The following is a 21798-nucleotide window of genomic DNA, read 5'->3' on the forward strand; positions in this document are numbered from 1 at the left end:
AAGGTATTTTCTGCAATGCATACCATCTACCCGAGCAGCGACTTCACCCTTATACCCGTTTCTTTCTGATTTATGAAACCCTTCTGGTCTGATTTAGGCAAACTCATTTCATCAAAAACTTCTCAGGAGGAAGACTTCATAAAAAACGTACAGCTCTTCACGGATCTCACACGAAGGGAAAGACTGAAAGTTGAGCGGCTGATGCACGTGCGGGAATATCAGGCCGGGGAGTACATATTTCACAAGGGGCAGCCCGGAGCGGCATTTTATGTAATCCGCAGCGGGCTTGTGCGCATCGTAACGCCAGGTGAGCCGCCCATACTGCTGGCAGAAGTAAACCCCGGCGAGGTGATTGGCGAACTGGCCATTTTAGATGAAACACCGCGCTCGGCAAGTGCCCTCACCGCAGAGCATGCCACAACAATGGCAATTTTCAAAGGGGATTTTGATGCTTTCATGCTGAGCGAGCCCGTTATTGCGGCAAAAATTTACCGCAGGCTTGCCATTGTGATAGGCAACCGGCTCAAGGCTACCAACGCCATGCTTCAGAAACAGGCTGCCAAACAGCCCGAAACAAGGCCGGCATAATGGAGAACCCGCAAAGCGAACAGGAGATCAAACGGCGTACCCGCGTTTATGTAGCCGTGAGCAGTTTACTGCTGATTGTGACTACCGGCTATGTGCTTTGGGCCATCAGGCCGCTGCTGCTGCCCGTTATTTTCGGAGCGCTGCTCGCCTACATCAGTCAGCCGGTTGTGGCCTGGCTCATCAGGCGCGGCTTTCCGAAACTGCTCAGCGTGCTGCTGTTTGTCACCTTTTTTATCACCCTGCTTTTTTACGCCTTCGTTTTTGTAAAAAATCAAATTCCGGACCGTAACGAACAATACGAACTCCGCACGGTTGCCATGTATCAGCTCAATGAGCGGTATCAGGGACTGATAGAAACTTCACAGCAGAACACGACCCTCGCCTTCGGGCTGCGGTTCCTGATGCAGGAAACGCATCCTCTTGTAGATAACATCAACCTCTTTCTTGCCCTCGCCCCGGAGGAACAGATGGTTTTCGAAGCCCGCATGGACAGCCTGCAGCATCAGCACCCGCGCTATGCCCGTATGCTGGGCTATCACTTTCAGAATCAGGACCTGCTGTTTTACACAAGCGGCGGGCTGCTCACCGAAGCCATCCTCATCGGGCAGCGCAGCATTAACAGCCGCGAAGAAACAGGACCGGATCAGACAGGAGGCTCTACTATTCTGCTCATTTTCGGCTTTTTTTCAACCTGGCTGATCATGCCGGTCATTTTCTTCTTTTTACTGCTTGATGAAGGCAAGTTCAGGCGTAAACTCATTTCACTTGTTCCCAACATTTTCTTTGAAACAGCACTTACCTCATTTCACAACGTAGATAAAGCCATAGGCTCCTACCTCCGGGGTACGGTAATTGAAAGCCTTGCCGTTTTTACATGTTTCCTTGTGTTTCTGCCGTTAATCGGCTTCAACTTTACCGTATCTGTGCTGATCGGGGTTGTAGCAGCTGTAGCGAACATTATTCCTTTTATCGGGCCAACAGTTGGCATCATTCTCGTAATTGCATACTCGCTCATCATCGATGAAATCAGCAGCGTGCTGCCGTTCATACACACAGGCAACCTGGTTTACTTTGCTGCACTTACGGCAATTCTTATTCAGGTTGCTGATAACACCCTGCTTAAACCAATGATATTAGGCGGTGCCACAGACCTTCACCCAATACTTGTATTTTTTGTAGTTGTAGCCGGAGGGGTTATGTTTGGGTTTTGGGGTGTACTTTTTTCGATACCTGTAATTGTTATTATTAAGGTTAGCGCCACAACAATACATCAACGGCTGTTGCTTTACCGCATAATTCGTTTGTAAGGCTTACGCTTTTACCGGTTGTTTTCTGTAAAACCCCTATGGTGCAATCAGAACGGCATCGAACCGGTTTTTCCACATACAGGCCCTAATTTATATTGAATTAACCCTTTATTTTACATACTATCCTATTATACCAAACAACAAGACTTTGATTATGGAAAACATATTTTTTTCCTTTACATCAGCTAAAAAGTTTCAGGGCGAGCCTGTGCTAAAAACACCTTCACTAAAAATCAAAAACATACCTGCCATGTCTATCACTGTAAAATTCACTGCTTTGCTGTACCTCGTGCTTTTATTGGTATTTAGCCCTTCGCTTCAGCCACTTATGGCGCAGCCAATCCTGAATAATAATGATGAACTGCTTTCGGAGGGGCGCTTTATGTTGGGCCTGAGCGGCATGGACTTCACATTCCGCGACCATGCTTTGCTTACGGTTGGGGGTGAAAACAGCTTCACCTATCAGTTTAACGGTGATGTTTACAATGCCTTTATCGGCAGCGGCAAATTCTCCGGTATCAGCATCGGATATGGCACAAGCACCGAAACATTTTTCTCCTCCTCACTTGCTGACGCCCTTCTTGGTTCTGAAGGCCCTGCAAATGAAGCCGATGTACGCTTTCTGAACATCAAAGCAAGTCTCGGCGGTAACAGTCAGCTTTGGCAAAATATACTTTCGCAGGATTTAAACCTATACCTGCCAATTCGGGTGCACATCAACTTCTTCAATATTTATTATGATGCTGACGATGCCCTGCGCGAGGTATTTAACCTTAATTTTCAGGATAATTTCCGTCCTCTCAATAAACTTGAAAGCTCGTTTAACATCGGGCTGGGTGTAAATTACCGCACCGACCGCTTCTTCCCGCTGCTTCAGGACCGCCTGCTGTTTGACCTTCATTTTAGCAGGGGCCTTGGTGCAAATGTACAGTACACCGACGGAGACATGTTTTACGGCGGTGCGCGCCATGATGAAATAAATGGTTCTGTACACATCCTTCGCATTCTCGGCCAAACCTCTATTGTTACCGGATTCCGTCAGATCAAAGGGTGGTCAATTCAGGATGGATTTGATGACTTTTTCTCCATGCTTAACGACAGCGATGTATTCGATTCATCACACAGTTCTTTGATGTTTTTTGTCGGAATCAAATTTTGATCCGTTTCAGCGGGTCAAAAATCATAAGACCTTCACTTTCATAAACTGAGATACTTCAGTTACTTATCGGGATGGCTTTTGGAAGCCATCCCGCATTTCATCCCGATCAGTTAAAGGGTATTAAACATTGCAGTCGTTAGCATTAGCTTTCATCCGAACCGGCTGATACCAAGCACGAAATAATTAATGAGCCGTATGAAAAACCTGCGCTTACTTATCACCTTAACAGCCATAGCTGTACTGTGCCCCGTTGCAGCGGCACAGCAGTATGTCCAAACCCTGCCAAACCCTGCCGACGCAAGTGAGGCTTCTATCCGAAACCTTTCCGATGCTGTAAGGGATGCTGCAGGCAATTACTACCTGCTTGACAGCCGCAACGGAACCGTAATTATGCTCAATTCTGCCGGTGAGCTGATTGAAGTTGTTAATGCTTTTGTAGGGCCGGCCGGCACCGTGCAGCTGCGAGGCCCGGTACGGATTGAAGCCGGTCCGGATAACCGGCTTTACATCGCAGACGACCGAAACAACGAAATTTATGTGCTCGAAAACCTGCAGTACATTCATAAAGCCGGCGAATCGGGCAGGATGCCGGGTCAGTTCAGCCGTATTTCAGATATCGCAGTTGACGCCGATAACTACCTTTATGTGCTCGACGAACGCGCCGGCAGGGTTGATATTTTCGATTATAAAGGGCGTTTTATTAACTGGATCGGCGGCCCGGAAAGAGGTCAGCCAAGGCTTTTTGAAAATGTTGCCGGATTGGGAATAAATGGTGCAAATCAGCTGTACGTACTTGAGAGCAACCCGGCGAGGCTCCACATCTTCTCGGATTCCGGTCAGCATCTGCGAAGCTTCAACGAGTTGGGAAGTGCCGGCAGTCAGCTTCAGAATGCCGGTTCACTCACCGTATTTCGTAACGGACACTTCAGTATTCTCGATAAAGATTCCGGCACATTCAGCACTTTCAATTCAGACGGAGAGTTTCTGCAGCGTACAGGCCGAAGCGCGCGGGCAAGCTCACCGGGCATATTCCGGGATCCCTCTCTGCTGCGCACAACAGGTGTTAACCCGAACAGTCTTTTGGTTATAGATAGCGGGGCATCAAACATACAGGAATACGTTTATGCATTTCCGGCTGCCGATTTCTCCCGGACCGAAAAAATTCAGCTTGAACTGGTTTCTACCTCCCTCCCTCGCTTCCATGACGCTGTATTTGCTCCTAACGGGGTGATGTATTTTATCCCTGACGGCGATCAGAGTATTGTTGTAGCACTTGATCTCGATTCCGGCGAGCAGCTTTTCCGGCTGCCGGCACAGCGGGCACACAGGCTTGCTACCGACAGCCAAAGCCGGGTTTATGTGCTCGATCAACACCGGCGATCTAACGAAATTAATGTTTTCAACAGTCAGGGTGTGCTCGAGCTTAGCCTTGGCAGGGATATTCCAAACCCTCTTCAAAGTCCCGAAGCACTTGCTGTAAAAAGCGATGGCACCATCATCGTTGCGGATGCTTCACACGACCGGCTGCACAGCTGGGCCCGAAACGGCGAGTACCTTGGCGATACCATTTCACTGCGGCAGTTCAATTACCGCTCCATTTCTTTCATTCGTACAGACAGCAGAGATAACATTTACCTGCTCGACAGCAGCGACAATGAAATTTACCGACTTAATGCCGCCGGTATGCTCACCGATCCGCAGCCGCTCACTGTAAAGGGCTACAATCCTGCAAGGGGTAATGCCGGTATTGTATGGTTTGATATAGATCAGTCTGATCAGCTTCACCTTTTTAACAGTGAGACCCTCCAATACTATCTGTTCGAATGGGAACCGAGCATACAGGTAATTAATGCGCCCAAACTGTTGTTTAAGTTTGGCAGGGAAGGCAGCGACGAGCTTTCTTTCAGCCGTACCGGAAGCGTGGCGCTCAACCCCTATCAGCTTACGGCACATATCAGCAACGACCGGGGCAGGCAGATTAAATCAATTGGTATTACGATACGACCGCCCAAACCGGACCTTGAGCTGTTTGCTTTTTCGGTTGATGGAGAAGGCTTCCTGCACATAAGCCCAAAAGCAGGTTTTGATGGTGTAACGAGCAGCTTCAGTCTTGCCGTTGAAAACCCGGAAACCGGAGCTGTTGAAATCATCAGTTCTGATAACCAAACCATACAGGTACGGTACGACGGGCAGCGCAATCAGCTGCTGAATTACCGTATTCTGGGGGCAAGCGCCGGAAACCTGAGCGAGCCAAGTGAACCCTTCAGCGATTACATCGGGTATGGCCGGTACCTTGCTTCGCAGGAGCTTTTTGTGCATGCCCTTGAGCAGTACTCCCGTGCTCCGGCTTACTACCTCAACCCGCAGCCGGAGCTGGTTAATCACATTGCCCGTGAATACATCCGCTGGGGGCAAACCCTAACCAACCGTGGTGAAGCTTACCTCACAACCCTGATACTGCGCAATGCTGCGGCCCTGCTTGATGATCGCGACCCCCTAACCCGGAACATCAGCGAAGTGCTCATCACCCTGTATAACACGCTCGGCCGCCGGGGGGCATACGACGTGCTGATTGAAAGCACCGACAACCTCACGGGCATCACAAGCCCTTCTGTAGTAGATGAAGTAAGCCGCACCATCGGTCAGGTTGCCGGTAATATGGCCCGCACCGGCGTTGAGCAGCGAATCCTGCAGAGCATCGATTTATATAACCGCATGCTCGACTGGGCCGAACGGCCCGAATGGGCGCTAACCGGGATGGCCGCTGCTCAGCTGGCCTATTATGAGCTGCTTGAGCGAACCAACGCGCCATATCATCTCACAAGCCTTCGCCTGAACCGCGCACAGGCCGCGATAGATGAAGCACTCGATAAAATCCGGCTCGTGAATGACTTATACAACGAAAGCCGCATTCTTCAGATCAGAATCCTGAACAATCAGGGGCGGTATGAGCAGGCAATTGAAATTACTGAACAGGAACTCACCGATCAGATTCCCGGCCTCGACCGGCGCTTTGAGCGGGACTACCGCTATCATGGCGGCGCTGCTATGATAGCAGCCGGCGAGTATAACCGCGCCGTTTTCAACTTCACCGAACTGCTTCAGCTTGATCAGAATAACGCGCAGGTACAGCTGATGCTCGCAAATGCATTCTATAGTGATCAGCGCTATGCAGAAGCACAGGGAATCTACCGGGAGTTGCTGCTGCGTAACCCCGATGAAGCCATCTATCAGGGATTACTCGGGCGTACGGAGCTTGCCCTGGGTAACTACGCTGAAGCTTCTTTCCAGCTGGAGCAAGCCATCCGGATTAACCCTGCTGTTAACTGGTTTTACGGTGAACTTGCACGGGCTTTTTATATGGATGGCAAATACACCGAAGCCCTGGGGTATTTTGAACTCAGCGTAGCCGAAACACAGGCCCGCCTGGCAGCGGCACGTCAGCGTCAGCTGCCGCAGCCCGCACAGACGGAAATCAGAGCCGAGCTCGAAACCTATCTGTTTGAGCAGGGCCTTGCTGCAACCCGCATCCGCAACTACGACACCGCTACTCAGGCCCTGCGAAGCCTGGTTGAACTAACCCCTTCGAACGCGAAATACTGGTTCGAGCTGGGTAATGTGTATGTCAATACCGGACTCGTGTATCAGGCAGAAAATGCGTTTTCGCGTGCCCTTTCCATTGATTCCCAAAATGAAACCTACCGCAACGCCTTCAATCAGGCCCGGCAAAACAGCGATGAATATGCAACCAATCAGCCGCCGGCACGCATCCTGAGTGTGCAGGTAAACCCTGTTTTCCCGTCTGTTTACCGAAATTACACCGAGGCACAGTCGATTGGGCAGCTTGTAATTGAAAACAATACGGCATCGGTAATTACCAATGCCCGGCTTGAGGTTTCTTTCAGCCGCTTTGCTGCCGAAAGCTACTTCATCGACCTGCCGGTGATGTCGCCCCGAAGCAATACCACCGTTCCGCTGTTCATGGCTTTCACGAGCGACATCATGAGCAACGATTCCGACACCAACGCGCAGCTCACCCTCAACCTGATTTACAACCACCGTGGCGAAGCCCTAACCGATGTGAGCAACGCAAATGTTACCATACATCGCCGCAGTGCCATCAGCTGGCGCGACAAGCGCAGCCTGGCAGCTTTCATCTCGCCCGGCAGTGAAACCATCAGGCAGTTTGTATCAGAAATAAACTCTAATCTCGAGCCTTTTTCTGACCGTAATTTGCCGGAAGCCATTGCAATCGGAGCCCGGCTCTACAGCACCCTCAATAACAGCGGCTTCGTGTATCAGCGCGACCCGAATATCGAAACCATTTTAACAAGCGGTGTACTTGATGATATTCAGTTTCCGGCCGAAACCCTAACACTCCGCAGTGGTGAATGCGACGATTTCGTGGTACTGTTTTGCAGCCTGTTTGAAGCGCAGGGCATACGAACGGCTTATATTGATGTGCCCGGGCACGTGTTTATGGCATTCGATACCGGCCTCACACCCGACGACCTAAACTTTATGGGCCTTGATGCAAACCGCTTCATCACATACGAAAACAGACTCTTCCTTCCTATCGAAACAACCCTGCTTGGGCGCGGCAGTTTCATGCAGGCATGGGAAAACGCCGCCCTAAGGTGGCAACAAGAGCGCGAAGCAGGCAACATGCCGCAAATCGTACCGATTGATCAGGCACACCGGGTATATGCACCATCCGAATTTGTACCGGCTGACTTCAGGTCACCGCTGGTTTTTAGCGATAACCTTATTGCCGACTACAACTTCACCCTGCAACAGGTATTCAATAATTTCAATGCCGGAATGATTCAAAGCATTGAACAGCGCCTGATTGCAGAACCTGAAAACCTGTTTTTGGTAAATCAGCTGGGGGTGCTGCTGGCCAAAACCGGCGATACTGAAAAAGCCCGGGAAGTTTTTGAGCGCGGACTTGAAATTTTTCCGGCAAGCCCCCAAATCAACAATAACCTGGGTAATCTGTACTTCGAAGCGCGCAACTTCATTAAAGCAGCGGAACATTACCGCAAAAGCGCTGAAGCAAACAGCAACAACGCCAACGTTTATGTAAACCTGGCACGGGCCTTGTTACAGGCGGGTCAGACCGAGCCCTCACGCGACGCCATGCGGCAGGCCCTGCGTATCGATCAAGATGTACGCACCCGTTACGACTTCATTTTTAACGAGCTATTCTGATGAAAACAACACTGAACCTCAATCAGCTCTTTTGGGTCACATGCAGCATAATGCTGGCTGTCAGCTGTCCGGCAAAAGCACAGCAACCGCCCCCCGGAGGCACGCAGGTACAAACTGAAGTAATCGGCACCCTCAGTTTTTTTCAGGGTAGGGTGATGATTTTTGTGGATGATGAATGGCGGCCTGCCACCATCAACCTGCCGCTAACAGCAAGCCGCCGGATACAAACCGGCCCTGCATCACAGGCTGAAATCGAATGGCGAACCGGCGACACCACCGTTATCGGAAGCAATGAAATGCACAGCCTCGAAGCCCTTTATGTGGCTTTTCAGCAATCATCCTCACGGCAAACTGAAGGAGTCTTCAGCCGATTCAGGTCTATGTTCAGGGGGGAAATAGCTGATTCGCGACAAGCCGAGGGAGGTATTCGTCGCGACCGGGCAGAAGTTGAACGAAAGCCCAGCCCTGGCGAACTCTACTGGTATGAAGACCCTCAGGTTGACATCGCCGATATTTTTGAACTCTACGACAGCGGTGAATACCGGCAGGCGCTTGCAAAGCTAAGCCTGTTTACCGAACAGCAGCCGCGCAGCCCTTTTATGCGGGAAGCCCTGTTCATGATGGGGCACTGTTTTATTGAACTCAACAACATCCCTCAGGCACGGGAAACCTTCAACCGCATCGTAACACTGTTCCCGGGGGAAGCTATCTCAGCTGAAGCCCGCGAAGTGCTGCAGCAACTGTGAGCCTTCTGTAATGATATCAGGGGTCAATTTTCGTCTGCCAACAGGAAAACCTGGCTGGAAACTGCTCAGTTTCGTGATGATCTGCATTCTGTCGCTGTTTATCACACAGGCTTTTTCATGGGTGAACCACAACCTCACCCGCTCCCCGCTTACCGCCATTGACCTGGCCGTTGATGACCTGGCCCTGCAAATCCGCACCTTTACCGGGCAGGACAAACGCGTTTCAACACGGGATTTCGTAATTATCGACATCGACGACTATTCCATATCTCAGCTGGGCCGCGTGCAGCTGTGGCCGCGCATGTATGATGCACAGGTGATCCGGAACATCAGCGCCGGGACCCCCAAAGTGATGCTGATTGACGCCCTCTACACCGAAGCCGACACCCTGCCGGGCGCATACGTGCAGCTGCTCACCGACCGCGGCTTCGGGCAGGCCGCAGATATCGTGAGCGCCATGAGCACCGATCACATCCTGGCCGAAGCCATTCAGCAGGCCGGAAACGTGATCCTCGGCATGTTCGATAAATCTGCCGACTTCACGGATGACGAGCGGGAATATGCACTTCGCGCCGAGCAGCTGCTGCCCCGTATCAGTGGAAACCGCCGGTCTGCCTTCGGCTACTATCAGCGCAGCGTACCCGTGCTGCCATCCCTCGCCTTTGCTGAAAATGCCCGGGCAATGGGACTGCTGAAAGTGAACCCCGACCCTGACGGCACGGTACGTTCGTACACCCTGCTACAGCAAAGTCCGTTTCTTACGGGTGAAAGTACCAGTGATCATATCCGCCTTATCCCGTCTTTCATACTGCCTGCAGCACTCAATTTTCTGGGGCTAAATGACGAAGATGTCCGTACATCAAACACAGGTATTTACCTCGGGCCGGATATAAGAATCCCGGTAAACCCACGTGCCGAGTTCAGTATAAACTGGCTGGGTTCCGGAGAAGATTTCCGCTGCATCTCATTTTACAATGTGTGGAGCGGACAGGTACCCAAAGAGTTCTTCAACGACAAAATTGTATTTATAGGAAGCAGCGCCGCCGGCCTCGAAGACCTTAAAAACACCCCGGTCAATCAGGTTATGCCCGGGGTTGAGGTGCACGCAACGGCCCTGTACAACCTGCTCAACGAAAGCTGGCTACGGCGTATAGACGATACCGGACTCATGTGGCTGCTCGCCGGCTTTGTCCTCTTTAGCACAGCCCTGTTTCTGTTTCTGCCCCAATGGCAGGCGCTCATCGCAGTATTCCTGCTCATTGTGCTTCAGTTTTTTGGCTATGTGCTGATGATTGTGCCTGAGCTAAAAATCCTGCTGCCCCTTTCAACCGTTGTGACCCTCACCATCAGCTCCTTCACCCTTTCGCTGGTGTACCGCAACGCGACCGAAGGCCGCGAAAAGCGGCAGCTCAAGCTGGCGTTTTCCTCCTACGTTTCGCCTCAGATTGTGGATGAGCTCATCGAGACCGGGCGCGACCCGCAGCTGGGTGGTTCGGAGAATGAGATTTCGGCTTTCTTCAGCGATATTGAAGCCTTCTCCCGGATTTCGGAAAAGCTCTCGGCGCCTCAGCTCGTTGAGCTGATGAACGAATACCTGGACGCCATGACCTCCATCATCACCGAAGAGCGCGGCACCCTCGATAAGTATATCGGGGATGCAATTGTGGCCTTTTTCGGCGCACCGCTCAAGGTTGAAGATCACGCGCTGCGCTCCTGCATCGCCGCCTGCCGCATGATGCAGGCCGAATCGGACCTCCGGCTAAAGTGGCAGGAAACCAAGCGGGGCTGGCCGCCGGAAATCCTGAAACTGCGCACCCGCATCGGCATCAATTCGGGCATGGCGGTAACCGGTAACATGGGCTCTTCCAAACGCTTCAACTACACCATGATGGGCGACACCGTGAACCTTGCTGCCCGCTGTGAGAGCGCCGCCAAGCAGTACGGCATCAGCGCGCTGGTTTCCGAGAGCACCCGCGACGCCGCCATCAAGGCAGGTGATGACTGCGTATTCCGCCGGCTCGACCGCGTGACCGTAGTGGGCCGAAGCACCGCAGTGGAGCTTTACGAACTTGCCGGGCTTCGCGCTAAGGTCACCAAACAGCAGCTAAGCTGCATCGAAGCCTACGAAAAGGGCTTTGAAGCTTATCTGCAACAAAGTTGGGAAACGGCCGTGAGCTGTTTTGAGCAGGCGCTTGAGCTGGAAAAAAGCCCGGAACTGAATCCCTCGGCGCTGATGCTCCGCCGCTGCGCGCAACTCCAAAAAGAGCCGCCGGGCAGCGACTGGGACGGCGTTTTTAACCTGAAATCCAAATAAATGAAACACAGAACCCTATCAAGGAGCACCGGCAGCGCATGATCCGAATCGAATTTCTGGGCGTGAGGGGGTCTGTTCCCACTCCCGGCCGGCAAACGCTGGCCTACGGCGGAAACACATCAGGTGTGCTGATTCGCTTCGGTAATTCTCCGCACCATCTTTTTTTGGATGCCGGCACCGGTATCGTTGAAGCCGGCAACCGGCTGGTTTCCCGCTCTGAAGCCATTGAAGGCCGCATCCTCATCACCCATGCCCACAGCGACCATATTCAGGGCATTCCGTTTTTCAAACCGCTGTATCAGCCGCAGCATCAGTTCAGCATCCACATGCCGGAACAGGCCGGCCAAAACTGCGAGCAGGTTCTCAAAATGCTGATGGCACCCGCCTTTTTTCCGGTCAGTACGGATGCCTTCAACGCAAAAATCAGCTATGAAACCCAGCAGCCGGGCACTACAGCGTATCCGGAAGGTTACAGCGTCACTTCGCTGAAAGCGAACCACCCCGGCAACACTTTCATGTACAAAATAAGGATTGGAGATACCGACATCGTGTACTGCCCGGACAATGAGTTCATTCCGGACGATAAGGCCATGCGCAGCAGCATGTTTGATTTTTTTGAAGGATGTGATCTCGTGATTCACGACAGCCATGAGTCGCGGCTCAGTTATGAGAAAAAACGCGGCTGGGGGCACTCTGCGTGGGAAGATATAGCCGAACTTGCCTATGAAGCCGGTGTAAATCAGCTCTACCTCACGCATCACGCGCCTGAATCGACCGATGCCGATCTTGATCAGCGGCAGCAGGCCCTCAGCATGATGACCCGCCGTCCGCCGGTCGCACTCTTCGCCCGGGAGGGGCAGACGGTAGAGCTTAACAGCTGATTACCGGCTTCTGAATAAAACCGGGGCTGTTTCACCCCGATCTGAAACAGGCCTCAGTGCACCTCAAGCAAACCCAGGGTGATGTCGTCGCTCTGGTCGGCCTGCCCGCGGTGCAGGTCAACGTCGGTCAGTAAGTCGCTCAGCATTTGCCCGGCCCCGCCGCCTGCGGTGAAGCCTCCGGTGAGGCGCAGCAGCATCCGCTCGGCAGTGTATTCTTCCATTTCGGGGTTCATCGCTTCTGTGATGCCGTCGGTGAAAGCCACAATCACATCACCCGGCTGCAGGCTCACTTCCTCTGATTCGTACGGAAGCTCCATCACCCCAAGCATCAGGCCGCCTTTTTCGAGCGTGAGCGCGGGTTTGGGTTCCGCATCCTTCCTGAATAAAAAAACCGGGTCGTGCCCGGCAGAGATGCTGATCAGGCTTCGTTGTTCTTCATCCAACAGACAAAACCAGCCCGTCACAAATTTATCCGGCGTTGTGGATTCAATCAGGAAGGCGTTCAGCGACTCCACAAAATGCTTCAGGCTGAAGGTTTTTTTGTGAATGATGAGGTAGCTGTGCGTGAACGAGTACACCGAGGAAACAATGAGCGCGGCGGAGATGCTCTTGCCGGTTACGTCGGTAATAAAAAACAGGGCCTGCGTATCGCTGATGCGGATCAGGTTGTAGTAGTCGCCGCCCAGGTGTTTGGCAGGCCGCAGCAGCGTTTTCACGGTAAAGCCGCGCAGCTCCGGCAGGGTGCCGGGCAAAATCTTCCGCTGAATTGAGCGGGCCGTTTCCAGCTCGGTGCGCATCTGCTCAGCCTCGACCTCGAACTGACCCAGCCGGTAGTTTTCAATGGCGATGGCGCACTGCCCCGCAAGGGCTGAGAAGAAAAGCTCATCCTGCGTATCGAAGCTGCCGTCGTTCGATTTGTTCATCACCTGAATAACCCCGATCAGTTCGCCCTTCCGCACCATGGGCGCACACAGCATGTTGCGCGTCACAAAACCGGTGCTCTGATCAAATGCGGAATTGAAACGCGCATCGGCGTAGCAGTCATCGATGCGCACTGTTTTTTTGTTAGCCGCAACCCATCCCGCTATGCCTTCACCCATCCGCACTTCTCTCGATTTGATGAGGGTGCCCTTCTCCCCTTCGGCTACATAGAAAGTGAGTTTGCAGGTCTCATCGTCAAAAAGAAGCAGGGAGGAAGCCTCTGAATCGAGTAGTTTTTTGCTGGTATCAATGATGCTTCTCAGAAGTTCAGGCAGCGGTTTCTTTTCGATGATCTGATTCGAAATATCCTTAAAAAACAGCGTTTTGCGAACCAGGCTTTTAAAGGTGACGCAGTCTAAACAGTTATGTTGGGTATCGTCAGTTATATACATTGGCGTCTGTATTCTGTCTGCAATATTGTTTGGTTATGGTTCCGATTATAATGAATTACCCGTTAAATCTCACTTAATCTCTCAAATACTCCTCAATTTGTGTGGGTAGCCCTTAATACAACTTTGGTCTGCAATTCAACACTTCAACATAAAAAAGCCTGCAAAACCGAACTGCAGAGCTGATTTCCTAAAATCACATCTGCAAAACGGCCGGCAGGCTTCTGATCACAGCTGAGGCAGCTGTTGTCGTTTAAACTTCTTCGGTAAGCCGGAAAAGCTCAGCGCGGAAACGCGGCGCTTCGTGGCGCTCGAGATAATAGATGAAGCGGTCATTTTCCAGATCGAGCTCCATCATCCACACATTGGTTGAGGCTTCGGGCAGCATGTCGGCCGTTACGTCATCGGCATGAAAAAACTGCTGAATGGCTGAGCCGGCATCGCTTGCAAAACCGCCGTAGCCGTGGGAATCGCCGTTTGCCACGAGCTCTTCCATTGTGCGCACTTCACCGAGGTGATCGTGAAACAGATGCAGGCCTTCTTCGCGGCGCTCAACAACCCAGGCACCATGCCAGTAGTCGCCACCATTACGCAGCAGCTCGATGCGCACAAACTGATCGTTGCATTCCGAAACATTGGTCACGAGCACGGTGCCTACAAGGGCATGGTCCTCATTATCCGGATAGGTGGACTGCCCGGTAAAGGTTTCTCCGCAGAGGTCCTGCAGGTTCGCAAAAAAAGCATCATGTGCACTCATTTCAGGGGTTGTGTCGTAATCGGCCTGTTCGGGCGACCCGCAGGCCGCCACCATAAATACCACCAAAAGTAGTGCAGTTAAGACGTTTGAACTTTTCATAAAACTCATTATTTCAATTGGTTGAGGGTTTGTGTTTTTACAAGTAGGCTAAAATGCCGAATTATACAGGCAATTTCAAACCTGAGGCTGATAAATCAGCTCCTATTTCAGCAGCAGCATTTTTCCGGTCAACACCCGGCCTGCAGCGCTCAGGCGAACGAGGTAAACCCCGGATGCAAGTCCTGCTCCGCTAAACACCGCTTCATGCCGCCCCGCACTTTGTTCAGCGTCAACCAGCAGGGCTACACGGCGCCCGGTTACATCATAAACCGTGAGCCGCACCCGCGTTTGCGTGTCAATTTCATAGGGGATGACGGTCTGCGGGTTGAAGGGGTTCGGGTAGTTGTTGCCCAGCGCAATCCGGAAAGGCAGCTCATAGCCCGGCGGCGGCTGTGTTGCGGCATCGGGGAAGCGGGTCGCAGCGACATCCATAAACAGCATCTGCCCGGAAGTCCAGGGCGTGAGGCCTCCGTCGCTCTGCGAGTACCGGTAGGTCGGCGGCTGCCCCGCGCTTTCGAAGCTCCGGCTGAGCAGCTCGGCGGTGAGCAGGGAAGCCGGCAGCCGGTCCGTATCAAGGGTGATGCGGATGCCTGCTTCAAGGCCGGGGTTCAGGAAAATGCCGATGTTTCTGAGATCCAGCGGCACTTCGTTGAAACTGCGGATGTCCGCCAGCGGCACACGGACAGCATTGCCAAGGGTGCGCACAACGCGGCTGCCGTCAGATGACAGCTCCACCAGCTCAGCAATCAGCGCCGGATCGCTGCCCTGCGGGAAGCTGAGCACCCCGGTATGAATCGTAGCCCGGTGCAGCAGCCCCGCCATACGAGGCAGCCGGTAAACAAACCCGTTGCCGGAATCCAGCAGAAGAGAAGCCGTGCCGGACTGATTCAGCGTGCCGTGATGCCACAGGTGCAGGGTCGTGAGCTCTTCGAGCGCGTTGCCGTCGGGCATGGCAGCCAGGGCGCTTACGACATCAAGCTTGCCCATGCCCCAGCGCGGGTGCGGCACAGGGCCGGTGAATGCATCCGTCCGGGCGCCGTTCACCAGCGCCTGTTTGATGGTCGCCTGCGTGGCATCGGGGAAAGCCTGCAGCATCAGCACCGCGGCCCCCGCCGCAACCGGTGCCGCCATACTCGTGCCCGCCAGCCACACGTAATCGCCACCCGGCTGTGTCGCGTTGCCCGAGTAACTGCTGTCGCGGGAGCGCGCCGCGGCCACAAATCGCCCGGAAGCCGCAAGCTCGGGCTTCATCCGCCCGTCGCGGGTCGGGCCCACGCCCGTAAAAAGGGCCAGGCTGCCCACCGGATTCGACTCCCGCTGGAAAACCAGTCCGCTTTGGGTGAGCCAGTTGTTCTGCATCACATAGCCGCCGGTTGTGAGTACCGACCGGCCTGTGCCCGGCGTCGTTATCGTAAAATCGGTACTCGCCCCCTGCTGCGAAATCGTTTCATTGCCTACCCTGTTAAACACCATCCATGATTTAAACGGCCCGGCGTAGCCTTCAATGCTGATGCGCCAGACGCCGGCTGCGGGCGGATATTGGAGCTCATCATCCCCCACATAAAAAATCATGCGCCGGTGACCGTTGGGTGCGTGTACAAAATTTTCACCCTCAATGATTCCCTCATCCGGAAGGGGTACCGTGTCGAAGCTGCCGGGCTCCCATTCGTAAACGATGCCGGCGGGAGTTGTGACCCGCAGCGTAGCCGGGGCGTCGGTATCGAGCCAGATATCGAGCAGCAGGCGGTCGTTGAACGGCCCGGGGCGCGGCGTGTACGCGGGGATATTCAGGATGATGTCGTCGGTGCCCGCCTGCCCGCCGAAGTAGCGCAGCTCGGCACCGTTGTTTCCGGCCGCAGTTACCATCATCACGCCGGGGTTTTGGGTGACCTCATCCATGGCGCGCTCGGTAGCCTCGGTGCCGTCCCGGGCATGGAACAGGCCTCCGATGCTGAAATTAGCGACGATCGGCCGGCTGTAGGTCTCGCTCAGACTTGCCGAATACTGCACGGCATTGATGATATTGACTCCGGTGAAGGTCTGATTTCCGCCTTTGATGATCACAAGGTCGGCCTCCGGCGCGATACCCGGCAGGTCGGGTCCGCCGCCTGCCATGATGCCCGCCACATGCGAGCCGTGCCCGTTCGTATCCCGTGAGCGGATGTTTTCACCGGCAGCGAGGGCAGCTTCGATATCTGCACGGCTGAAGAGCACCCCGTAATCGAAGGGCGGTGGCGGCGATTGCTCGCCGGCCTGCGGCACGAGGGTCTGATCCCACACATATTTGATGCGCGAGCGCAGGGAATCGGCCGGGTGACGGAATGCGGGATGGGTGATGTCGATGCCGGTATCGAAGATTGCCGCCATCACCCCGGCGCCGGTGAGGGCGGTTTGGTTCCACAGGCCCTGATGCAGGGCGTCGGCACCGCTTTCAGCACGGGCGCGGTTGCCGGTTGGCTCGTGCATCACGGCAGGCTCAATCCAGCTGAAGCCGCCGGAAGCCACAAGCCCGAGCAGCTCAGCGTGCGTGAGCCGCAGCGCGTAGATGCCATCCGCAGCGCGCATCCGGCGCCCCGGGAGCCGGTCGCCCGGCCCTGCCCCGCTTGTGTACACGATGAGGTCGTAGGTAAGCCCCGGAGCTTCATCATCCCCAAAAACCCCGCGCTGTGCAGTCTGCTGCCGAAGGCGGGCATCCTCAAGACGTTCCTCCGGGTGTTGCAACAGCCGCTGCACCAGCGGATGCAGGTCGGCCCGGAAACCGACTCCGCGCTGCTGCACGCTTTCATCGGGGGATAGCCCCCTCACCCAGTCCAGACTTGTGGCTGCCTGCTGCGCTGCCAGAAATGCGGGCAGGAGCGCAAAGATCACGAACAGGGAGACAAAACGGAAGCTATGAGACAAAAACAGCATGATGAGACAAAAGTTGAAAGGTTCTTCATGGGGAGGCAGCCGCGCCCCGATTCAGTCTAAATGATAATCAAAACAGCGGATTGATGGAGGAGCGTTTTGGGGTTTTTGAAGTGTGACACCCGCCGGGCGCCCTATGCCCTGCTCCGTGCGGAATCAAGCTATTTAATGTTTATCTTTAGGGCAGAAAACTAAAAAACAGGATTTCAATAAAAACAGCACTTTATGCCGGTATATTTTGACAATGCGGCCACAACGCAGACCGACGAGCGCGTGCTCGATGCCATGCTTCCGTTTTTTCGCTCGCATTACGGCAACGCTTCGTCCATCCATGCGCTGGGCCGCCAAACCAATGTAGCCGTTGAGGAAGCCCGCGAAAAAATTGCGCGCATACTCGGGGCGGAGGTAAGCGAAATTATTTTCACCAGCGGCGGCACCGAAAGCAACAACGCAGCCCTGAAAGGCGCACTTGCCGCGTCAGAAAAGCGGCATGTGATTACCTCATCGGTTGAGCATCATGCGGTACTGTACCCGCTGGAGCATGCTGCGCAGGAGGGCGCCCAGCTAACCGTACTCGATCCCGGGCCCAAAGGCTGGATCAGCGCGGCACAGGTCGAAGCCGCCCTAACCCCCGACACCGCGCTCGTGAGCCTGATGCACGTGAACAACGAGACCGGCTGCATCAACCCGATTGAAGAAATTGCGGCCCTGTGCAGCGCCCGCGGCATTCTTTTCCACACCGATTGGGTGCAGGCCGCCGGCAAGCTGCCGCTGGACGTGCGCGAAGTTCCGGTCGATTTCCTGAGCGTGAGTGCGCACAAAATTCACGGTCCGAAGGGCGCCGGCTTTTTGTACGTGCGCGGCGGCACCCCCTGGACACCCTGGATGGAAGGCGGCTCGCAGGAGCGCGGTCGCCGCGGCGGCACCCTGAACGTGCCCGGCATTGTGGGGCTTGGCGAAGCCTTCGCCCTGGCGCACAGCGAGCGGGATGCAAATGTGTGCCGGATCGCGGCCCTAAGCCAAAGCATTCAGCAGCGCATGCAGCAGCTGTTTCCGGGCGTTGCGCACCTTAACGGCGACCGCAGCCGTGCCGTGCCGCACATCCTCAACTACAGCTTCTTCACGGATGACGGTCAGGCGCCCGACGGTGAGATGCTGCTGCTGAGCCTCGATATCGACGGCATCTGCGTTTCCAACGGCTCGGCCTGTACCTCCGGTACCGTGCTGCCCTCGCACGTACTTATCGGCCTGGGTCACGAAGAGCGGCTGGCGCTCTCTTCCATCCGCATCAGCCTCGGAAAATTCAATTCCGAAGCTGACGTTGATGAACTTTTCGAGAAACTGCCCGGCATCCTCGGCCGCATGATTAAACTCCCGGCTTAGTGAGGCCCGGAAACACATCCCCCTAAAAAATCAACCAACCATGCGCATGTTACCCGCTTTTTTTGTAATCCTGATGACGGGGGCCGCCCTAAGCTTTTGGGGCTGCGGCACCGCGACAGTGCCCTCCGCCGGACCCGACAATCCGCTTGAAGCCTGCCCGGAATCGCCCAACTGCGTGAGAAGCACCCTGGAAGTAATGGCTGAGGCCGACCGCATCCTGGAAGCCGCCCGACAAACACTCGAAAATATGGGCGCCGAAAGCATCGAAGAAACCGAAGCCGGAGGCCTGCACGCCGTTTTCCGCATCGCGGTTTTTGGGTTTCGGGATGATGTGCACCTTGCCCTGAGCCCGCAGCCGGATGGCGGTACCTTTGTTCACATTCGCAGCGCAAGCCGCACCGGCTACAGCGATCTGGGGGTAAACTCAAGGCGTGTTGACCGCTTTTTCCGGCTGCTGACTGCCGAACTTCGGAAGTAATAATCTGCTACGAGCATCCGAAAGGTCTTCTCCTTCTAAGGTCCTTTTTTAAAATTATTTATCTGGTAATTCATGAAATCCTTCCTCAACAACACGCATAACCTTTGGAACAGCTTGCTGTTTATGCAGCTGTACCTCATCATAGCTTATATTTTGTTTATCCATTTGCAGCTGGCAAACTCCGCTCTCTTCTTTGTGCCCGGTCATATTTTTATGGTGCTGACAGTTGAATTTATCTACCTCATGTATCAGAAAACTGAAACTCCTCAGGATGCGCGTGATTTCGGCTCGGGCTGGTTTATTTGGATTGGGCTTCTGTTTATCAATTTTGGCATTGTGCTGTTCTTTTTTACGGAATTCTGGTTTGCCGGCATCTTCGCCATGATTCCGCTTACGCTCGGGTATCTGATTTACCTGAAATGGAAACGGCAGGATATTTTTGAGGCTGCCTGATGATTTTAAAAGATGCGCTGGTTGTTGAAATTGCTTCAGTGCTGGCCGGGCCTTCTGTCGGGATGTTCCTGGCTGAGCTGGGCGCCGAGGTCATCAAAATTGAGCACCCGCTCAACGGGGGCGACGTTACCCGGAGCTGGCGGGTGAGCGGGGAAGCCGCAGCCGGCGGACGCAGCAGCTATTTTAACGCCATCAACTGGGGCAAGCGGACAGAGGCGCTGAATGCGAAGGATGGAGGCGACCGAAGCAGGCTTTTGGAATTAATCCGGCGGGCCGACATCGTTTTGGTGAGTTTTAAGCCGGGGGATGCGGAAAAGCTCGGCCTCAGCTGGGAGGTGCTGCGAGCTGAGAATCCGCGGTTGATATACGCCGCCATCACCGGATACGGCGAAGGCGACCCGCGCACAGCCTACGACGCGCTGCTTCAGGCCGAAACCGGCTTCATGCACCTGAACCGCGAGCCGGGCGGCAGCCCGATGAAGATGCCGGTTGCCCTGATCGACGTACTTGCAGCGCACCACCTCAAGCAACTGGTGCTCATCGCCTGGATTCAGCGGATGCAGACCGGCGAAGGCACCAAAGTTGAGGTTTCCCTCTTTGAGGCAGCCGTGAGTTCTCTGGTAAATCAGGCCGGAGCCTGGCTTTATGCGGGCGCAGAACCGCAGCCGCTGGGCAGCGAGCATCCTCAGATTTATCCTTACGGCGGCAGCTTCACAACTGCCTGCGGCCGCGCCATCGTGCCCGCGGTCGGAAACGATGCGCAGTTCAGGTCGCTTTGCACCCTGCTTGGCGCTCCCGAACTGCCTGATTCCCCCGACTATGCCACCAACCCCGCCCGCTCTGCGAACCGCGACGGACTTCGGATTAAACTTCAGGAGCTGTTCGCAGCAGTACCCGAAGCAGAGGAATTTCTTCAGGAACTGCATCAGGCGCGGGTGCCGGCGGCCATGATCCGCAGCATATCTGAAGCCCTCGGAGATTACCGGAACGGCGCTGAATTTGCCCTGCACGAAAGCAAAGACGGCGCAATGACGGGATTGCCGCAACTCACCGGGCGCATCAGCGGCGCGCGCGTAAGCCGGAACCTGAGCGAACCGCCATGCTATCCGTTTGCAGGCCGGCCTTCAGAAAAAAGCTGAATCCTTCCTTTTTAATTGGGATGGGATGCTGCAGCTGTTATCTTTTGCGGTTAAACAAGCAAGACCTGCGGCAGTTTTTTACCACGTGACGCTGCCGTGAGGCTTCATCATCAAAAAAAATCAACCAACCTACACGACTGCTGCGGCAGTAATTTTGAGTAACTCAACCATGTCTTCTTCAGCAAATGCCCCGATTGGCATATTCGACTCCGGAATTGGCGGCCTCACCGTTGTAAAAGCGGTAATAGAAAAACTCCCCAACGAAAACATTGTTTATTATGGTGATACAGCGCGGGTGCCCTACGGTATAAAATCAATAACGACCGTTCGGGAATACGCCCTGCAGATCACGGATTTCTTGCTGTCGCAGAATGTGAAAGCCGTGCTGATTGCCTGCAACACGGTTTCGGCAGCGGCGAATGAGGAAGTAAGGGCACGTTGCGGCGACATCCCGGTACTTGATGTAGTTGATGCCGGCACGCAGGCCGCCCTCGAAGTTGAGGCAAAGAGCCGGAGCATTGGTGTAATCGGCACGCTTGCGACCATCAACAGCCAAACCTATGAGCGGGCCATTCTCGGATTTGATGCAGGAAAGCGCGTATTCTCAAAGGCCTGCCCAATGCTCGTACCCCTGGCCGAAGAAGGCTGGATCTCTAATGAAATAAGCCGCCTCACGGTGCATGAATACCTTCAGGATTTTCGCGACAAAGACCTTGATGCGCTGATTCTCGGCTGCACGCACTATCCGCTTTTTAAACCGGAAATTGAGGACTACCTGAAAGAAAGCGGCACAAAGGTGATTGACTCAGCGCTATCCATCGCAACGAAAACTGAGGCCATGCTCGCAGAACTCGGCATTCTGAATCCGGATGAGCAAACCGGCTCCTTCACCTGCTACGTGAGCGACAAGCCGCAGCGGTTTCAGATTCTGGCAGAGCGCTTCCTGGGGAAAAAACTCAACCGTATCGAAATCTCTCCTTTGCTTTAGAAAATAAAGCAAAGGAGA

The 21798-nt window shown here is 54.2% G+C and carries 15 protein-coding genes; 12 read left to right on the forward strand and 3 right to left on the reverse strand.

Features of this window, described 5'->3' with window-relative positions; genetic code table 11:
• The first annotated feature begins 72 nt into the window (after positions 1–72).
• The 7 genes from LAT75_RS02145 (at position 73) to LAT75_RS02175 (ending at position 12206) form a co-directional block, all read left to right on the forward strand.
• The gene (locus LAT75_RS02145) at positions 73–588 is read left to right on the forward strand and encodes a cyclic nucleotide-binding domain-containing protein (RefSeq protein ID WP_291480973.1); all 516 of its coding nucleotides are present in this window, start codon (positions 73–75) and stop codon (positions 586–588) included.
• Positions 588–1895, forward strand: a complete 1308-nt coding sequence (locus LAT75_RS02150; RefSeq protein WP_291480974.1) for an AI-2E family transporter — start codon at positions 588–590, stop codon at positions 1893–1895. Before LAT75_RS02145 ends, LAT75_RS02150 begins: the two co-directional genes overlap by 1 nt.
• A 250-nt stretch (positions 1896–2145) precedes the next feature.
• Complete coding sequence (locus LAT75_RS02155) at positions 2146–3054, forward strand: hypothetical protein (RefSeq protein WP_291480975.1); 909 nt, start codon at positions 2146–2148, stop codon at positions 3052–3054.
• Positions 3055–3249: 195 nt separating this feature from the next.
• Positions 3250–8265: a tetratricopeptide repeat protein gene (locus tag LAT75_RS02160; protein ID WP_291480976.1), complete on the forward strand. Its 5016-nt coding sequence runs from the start codon at positions 3250–3252 to the stop codon at positions 8263–8265.
• The gene (locus tag LAT75_RS02165) at positions 8265–9011 is read left to right on the forward strand and encodes a tetratricopeptide repeat protein (RefSeq protein ID WP_291480977.1); all 747 of its coding nucleotides are present in this window, start codon (positions 8265–8267) and stop codon (positions 9009–9011) included. The genes LAT75_RS02160 and LAT75_RS02165 overlap by 1 nt, the downstream gene beginning before the upstream one ends.
• A 76-nt stretch (positions 9012–9087) precedes the next feature.
• Positions 9088–11325, forward strand: a complete 2238-nt coding sequence (locus LAT75_RS02170; RefSeq protein WP_291480987.1) for an adenylate/guanylate cyclase domain-containing protein — start codon at positions 9088–9090, stop codon at positions 11323–11325.
• 38 nt (positions 11326–11363) lie between these two features.
• Positions 11364–12206: an MBL fold metallo-hydrolase gene (locus LAT75_RS02175; protein ID WP_291480978.1), complete on the forward strand. Its 843-nt coding sequence runs from the start codon at positions 11364–11366 to the stop codon at positions 12204–12206.
• A 53-nt stretch (positions 12207–12259) separates the two neighbouring features.
• Here the strand turns inward: LAT75_RS02175 and LAT75_RS02180 are convergent, their stop codons facing one another.
• The 3 genes from LAT75_RS02180 to LAT75_RS02190 form a co-directional block, all read right to left on the reverse strand.
• Entirely contained in the window at positions 12260–13579 is a 1320-nt protein-coding gene (locus tag LAT75_RS02180; RefSeq protein WP_291480979.1) for a GAF domain-containing SpoIIE family protein phosphatase, read from the reverse strand.
• 250 nt (positions 13580–13829) lie between these two features.
• Positions 13830–14432: a hypothetical protein gene (locus LAT75_RS02185; RefSeq protein WP_291480980.1), complete on the reverse strand. Its 603-nt coding sequence runs from the start codon at positions 14430–14432 to the stop codon at positions 13830–13832.
• Between the two features lie 102 nt (positions 14433–14534).
• Positions 14535–17342 (reverse strand): S8 family peptidase, encoded by a 2808-nt coding sequence (locus tag LAT75_RS02190; protein ID WP_291480981.1) that lies wholly within the window; start codon positions 17340–17342, stop codon positions 14535–14537.
• A 222-nt stretch (positions 17343–17564) separates the two neighbouring features.
• Here LAT75_RS02190 and LAT75_RS02195 point away from each other — a divergent pair, with 222 nt between their 5' ends.
• From LAT75_RS02195 to murI, 5 genes are all read left to right on the forward strand, one after another.
• Complete coding sequence (locus LAT75_RS02195; RefSeq protein ID WP_291480982.1) at positions 17565–18722, forward strand: cysteine desulfurase family protein; 1158 nt, start codon at positions 17565–17567, stop codon at positions 18720–18722.
• A gap of 40 nt (positions 18723–18762) precedes the next feature.
• Positions 18763–19200: a DUF1499 domain-containing protein gene (locus LAT75_RS02200; protein ID WP_291480983.1), complete on the forward strand. Its 438-nt coding sequence runs from the start codon at positions 18763–18765 to the stop codon at positions 19198–19200.
• Positions 19201–19272: 72 nt separating this feature from the next.
• Positions 19273–19653, forward strand: coding sequence for a hypothetical protein (locus tag LAT75_RS02205; protein WP_291480984.1), 381 nt, complete (start codon positions 19273–19275; stop codon positions 19651–19653).
• Positions 19653–20792, forward strand: a complete 1140-nt coding sequence (locus LAT75_RS02210) for a CoA transferase (RefSeq protein ID WP_291480985.1) — start codon at positions 19653–19655, stop codon at positions 20790–20792. Before LAT75_RS02205 ends, LAT75_RS02210 begins: the two co-directional genes overlap by 1 nt.
• 169 nt (positions 20793–20961) lie before the next feature.
• Entirely contained in the window at positions 20962–21780 is an 819-nt protein-coding gene (gene murI / locus LAT75_RS02215) for a glutamate racemase (RefSeq protein WP_291480986.1), read from the forward strand.
• Positions 21781–21798: the final 18 nt, after the last annotated feature.

The organism is Cyclonatronum sp. (assembly GCF_022565315.1).
Taxonomy (GTDB): Bacteria; Bacteroidota; Rhodothermia; order Balneolales; family Cyclonatronaceae; genus Cyclonatronum.

Excerpts from the sequence above, each read along its gene's own strand:
- LAT75_RS02190 (WP_291480981.1), bottom strand. The coding sequence starts at position 17,342 with ATGCTGTTTTTGTCTCATAGCTTCCGTTTTGTCTCCCTGTTCGTGATC.
- LAT75_RS02150 (WP_291480974.1), top strand. The coding sequence starts at position 588 with ATGGAGAACCCGCAAAGCGAACAGGAGATCAAACGGCGTACCCGCGTT.
- LAT75_RS02160 (WP_291480976.1), top strand. The coding sequence starts at position 3,250 with ATGAAAAACCTGCGCTTACTTATCACCTTAACAGCCATAGCTGTACTG.
- LAT75_RS02185 (WP_291480980.1), bottom strand. The coding sequence starts at position 14,432 with ATGAAAAGTTCAAACGTCTTAACTGCACTACTTTTGGTGGTATTTATG.
- LAT75_RS02175 (WP_291480978.1), top strand. The coding sequence starts at position 11,364 with ATGATCCGAATCGAATTTCTGGGCGTGAGGGGGTCTGTTCCCACTCCC.
- LAT75_RS02210 (WP_291480985.1), top strand. The coding sequence starts at position 19,653 with ATGATTTTAAAAGATGCGCTGGTTGTTGAAATTGCTTCAGTGCTGGCC.
- LAT75_RS02165 (WP_291480977.1), top strand. The coding sequence starts at position 8,265 with ATGAAAACAACACTGAACCTCAATCAGCTCTTTTGGGTCACATGCAGC.
- LAT75_RS02180 (WP_291480979.1), bottom strand. The coding sequence starts at position 13,579 with ATGTATATAACTGACGATACCCAACATAACTGTTTAGACTGCGTCACC.
- murI (WP_291480986.1), top strand. The coding sequence starts at position 20,962 with ATGTCTTCTTCAGCAAATGCCCCGATTGGCATATTCGACTCCGGAATT.
- LAT75_RS02155 (WP_291480975.1), top strand. The coding sequence starts at position 2,146 with ATGTCTATCACTGTAAAATTCACTGCTTTGCTGTACCTCGTGCTTTTA.
- LAT75_RS02205 (WP_291480984.1), top strand. The coding sequence starts at position 19,273 with ATGAAATCCTTCCTCAACAACACGCATAACCTTTGGAACAGCTTGCTG.
- LAT75_RS02170 (WP_291480987.1), top strand. The coding sequence starts at position 9,088 with ATGATCTGCATTCTGTCGCTGTTTATCACACAGGCTTTTTCATGGGTG.
- LAT75_RS02195 (WP_291480982.1), top strand. The coding sequence starts at position 17,565 with ATGCCGGTATATTTTGACAATGCGGCCACAACGCAGACCGACGAGCGC.
- LAT75_RS02145 (WP_291480973.1), top strand. The coding sequence starts at position 73 with ATGAAACCCTTCTGGTCTGATTTAGGCAAACTCATTTCATCAAAAACT.
- LAT75_RS02200 (WP_291480983.1), top strand. The coding sequence starts at position 18,763 with ATGCGCATGTTACCCGCTTTTTTTGTAATCCTGATGACGGGGGCCGCC.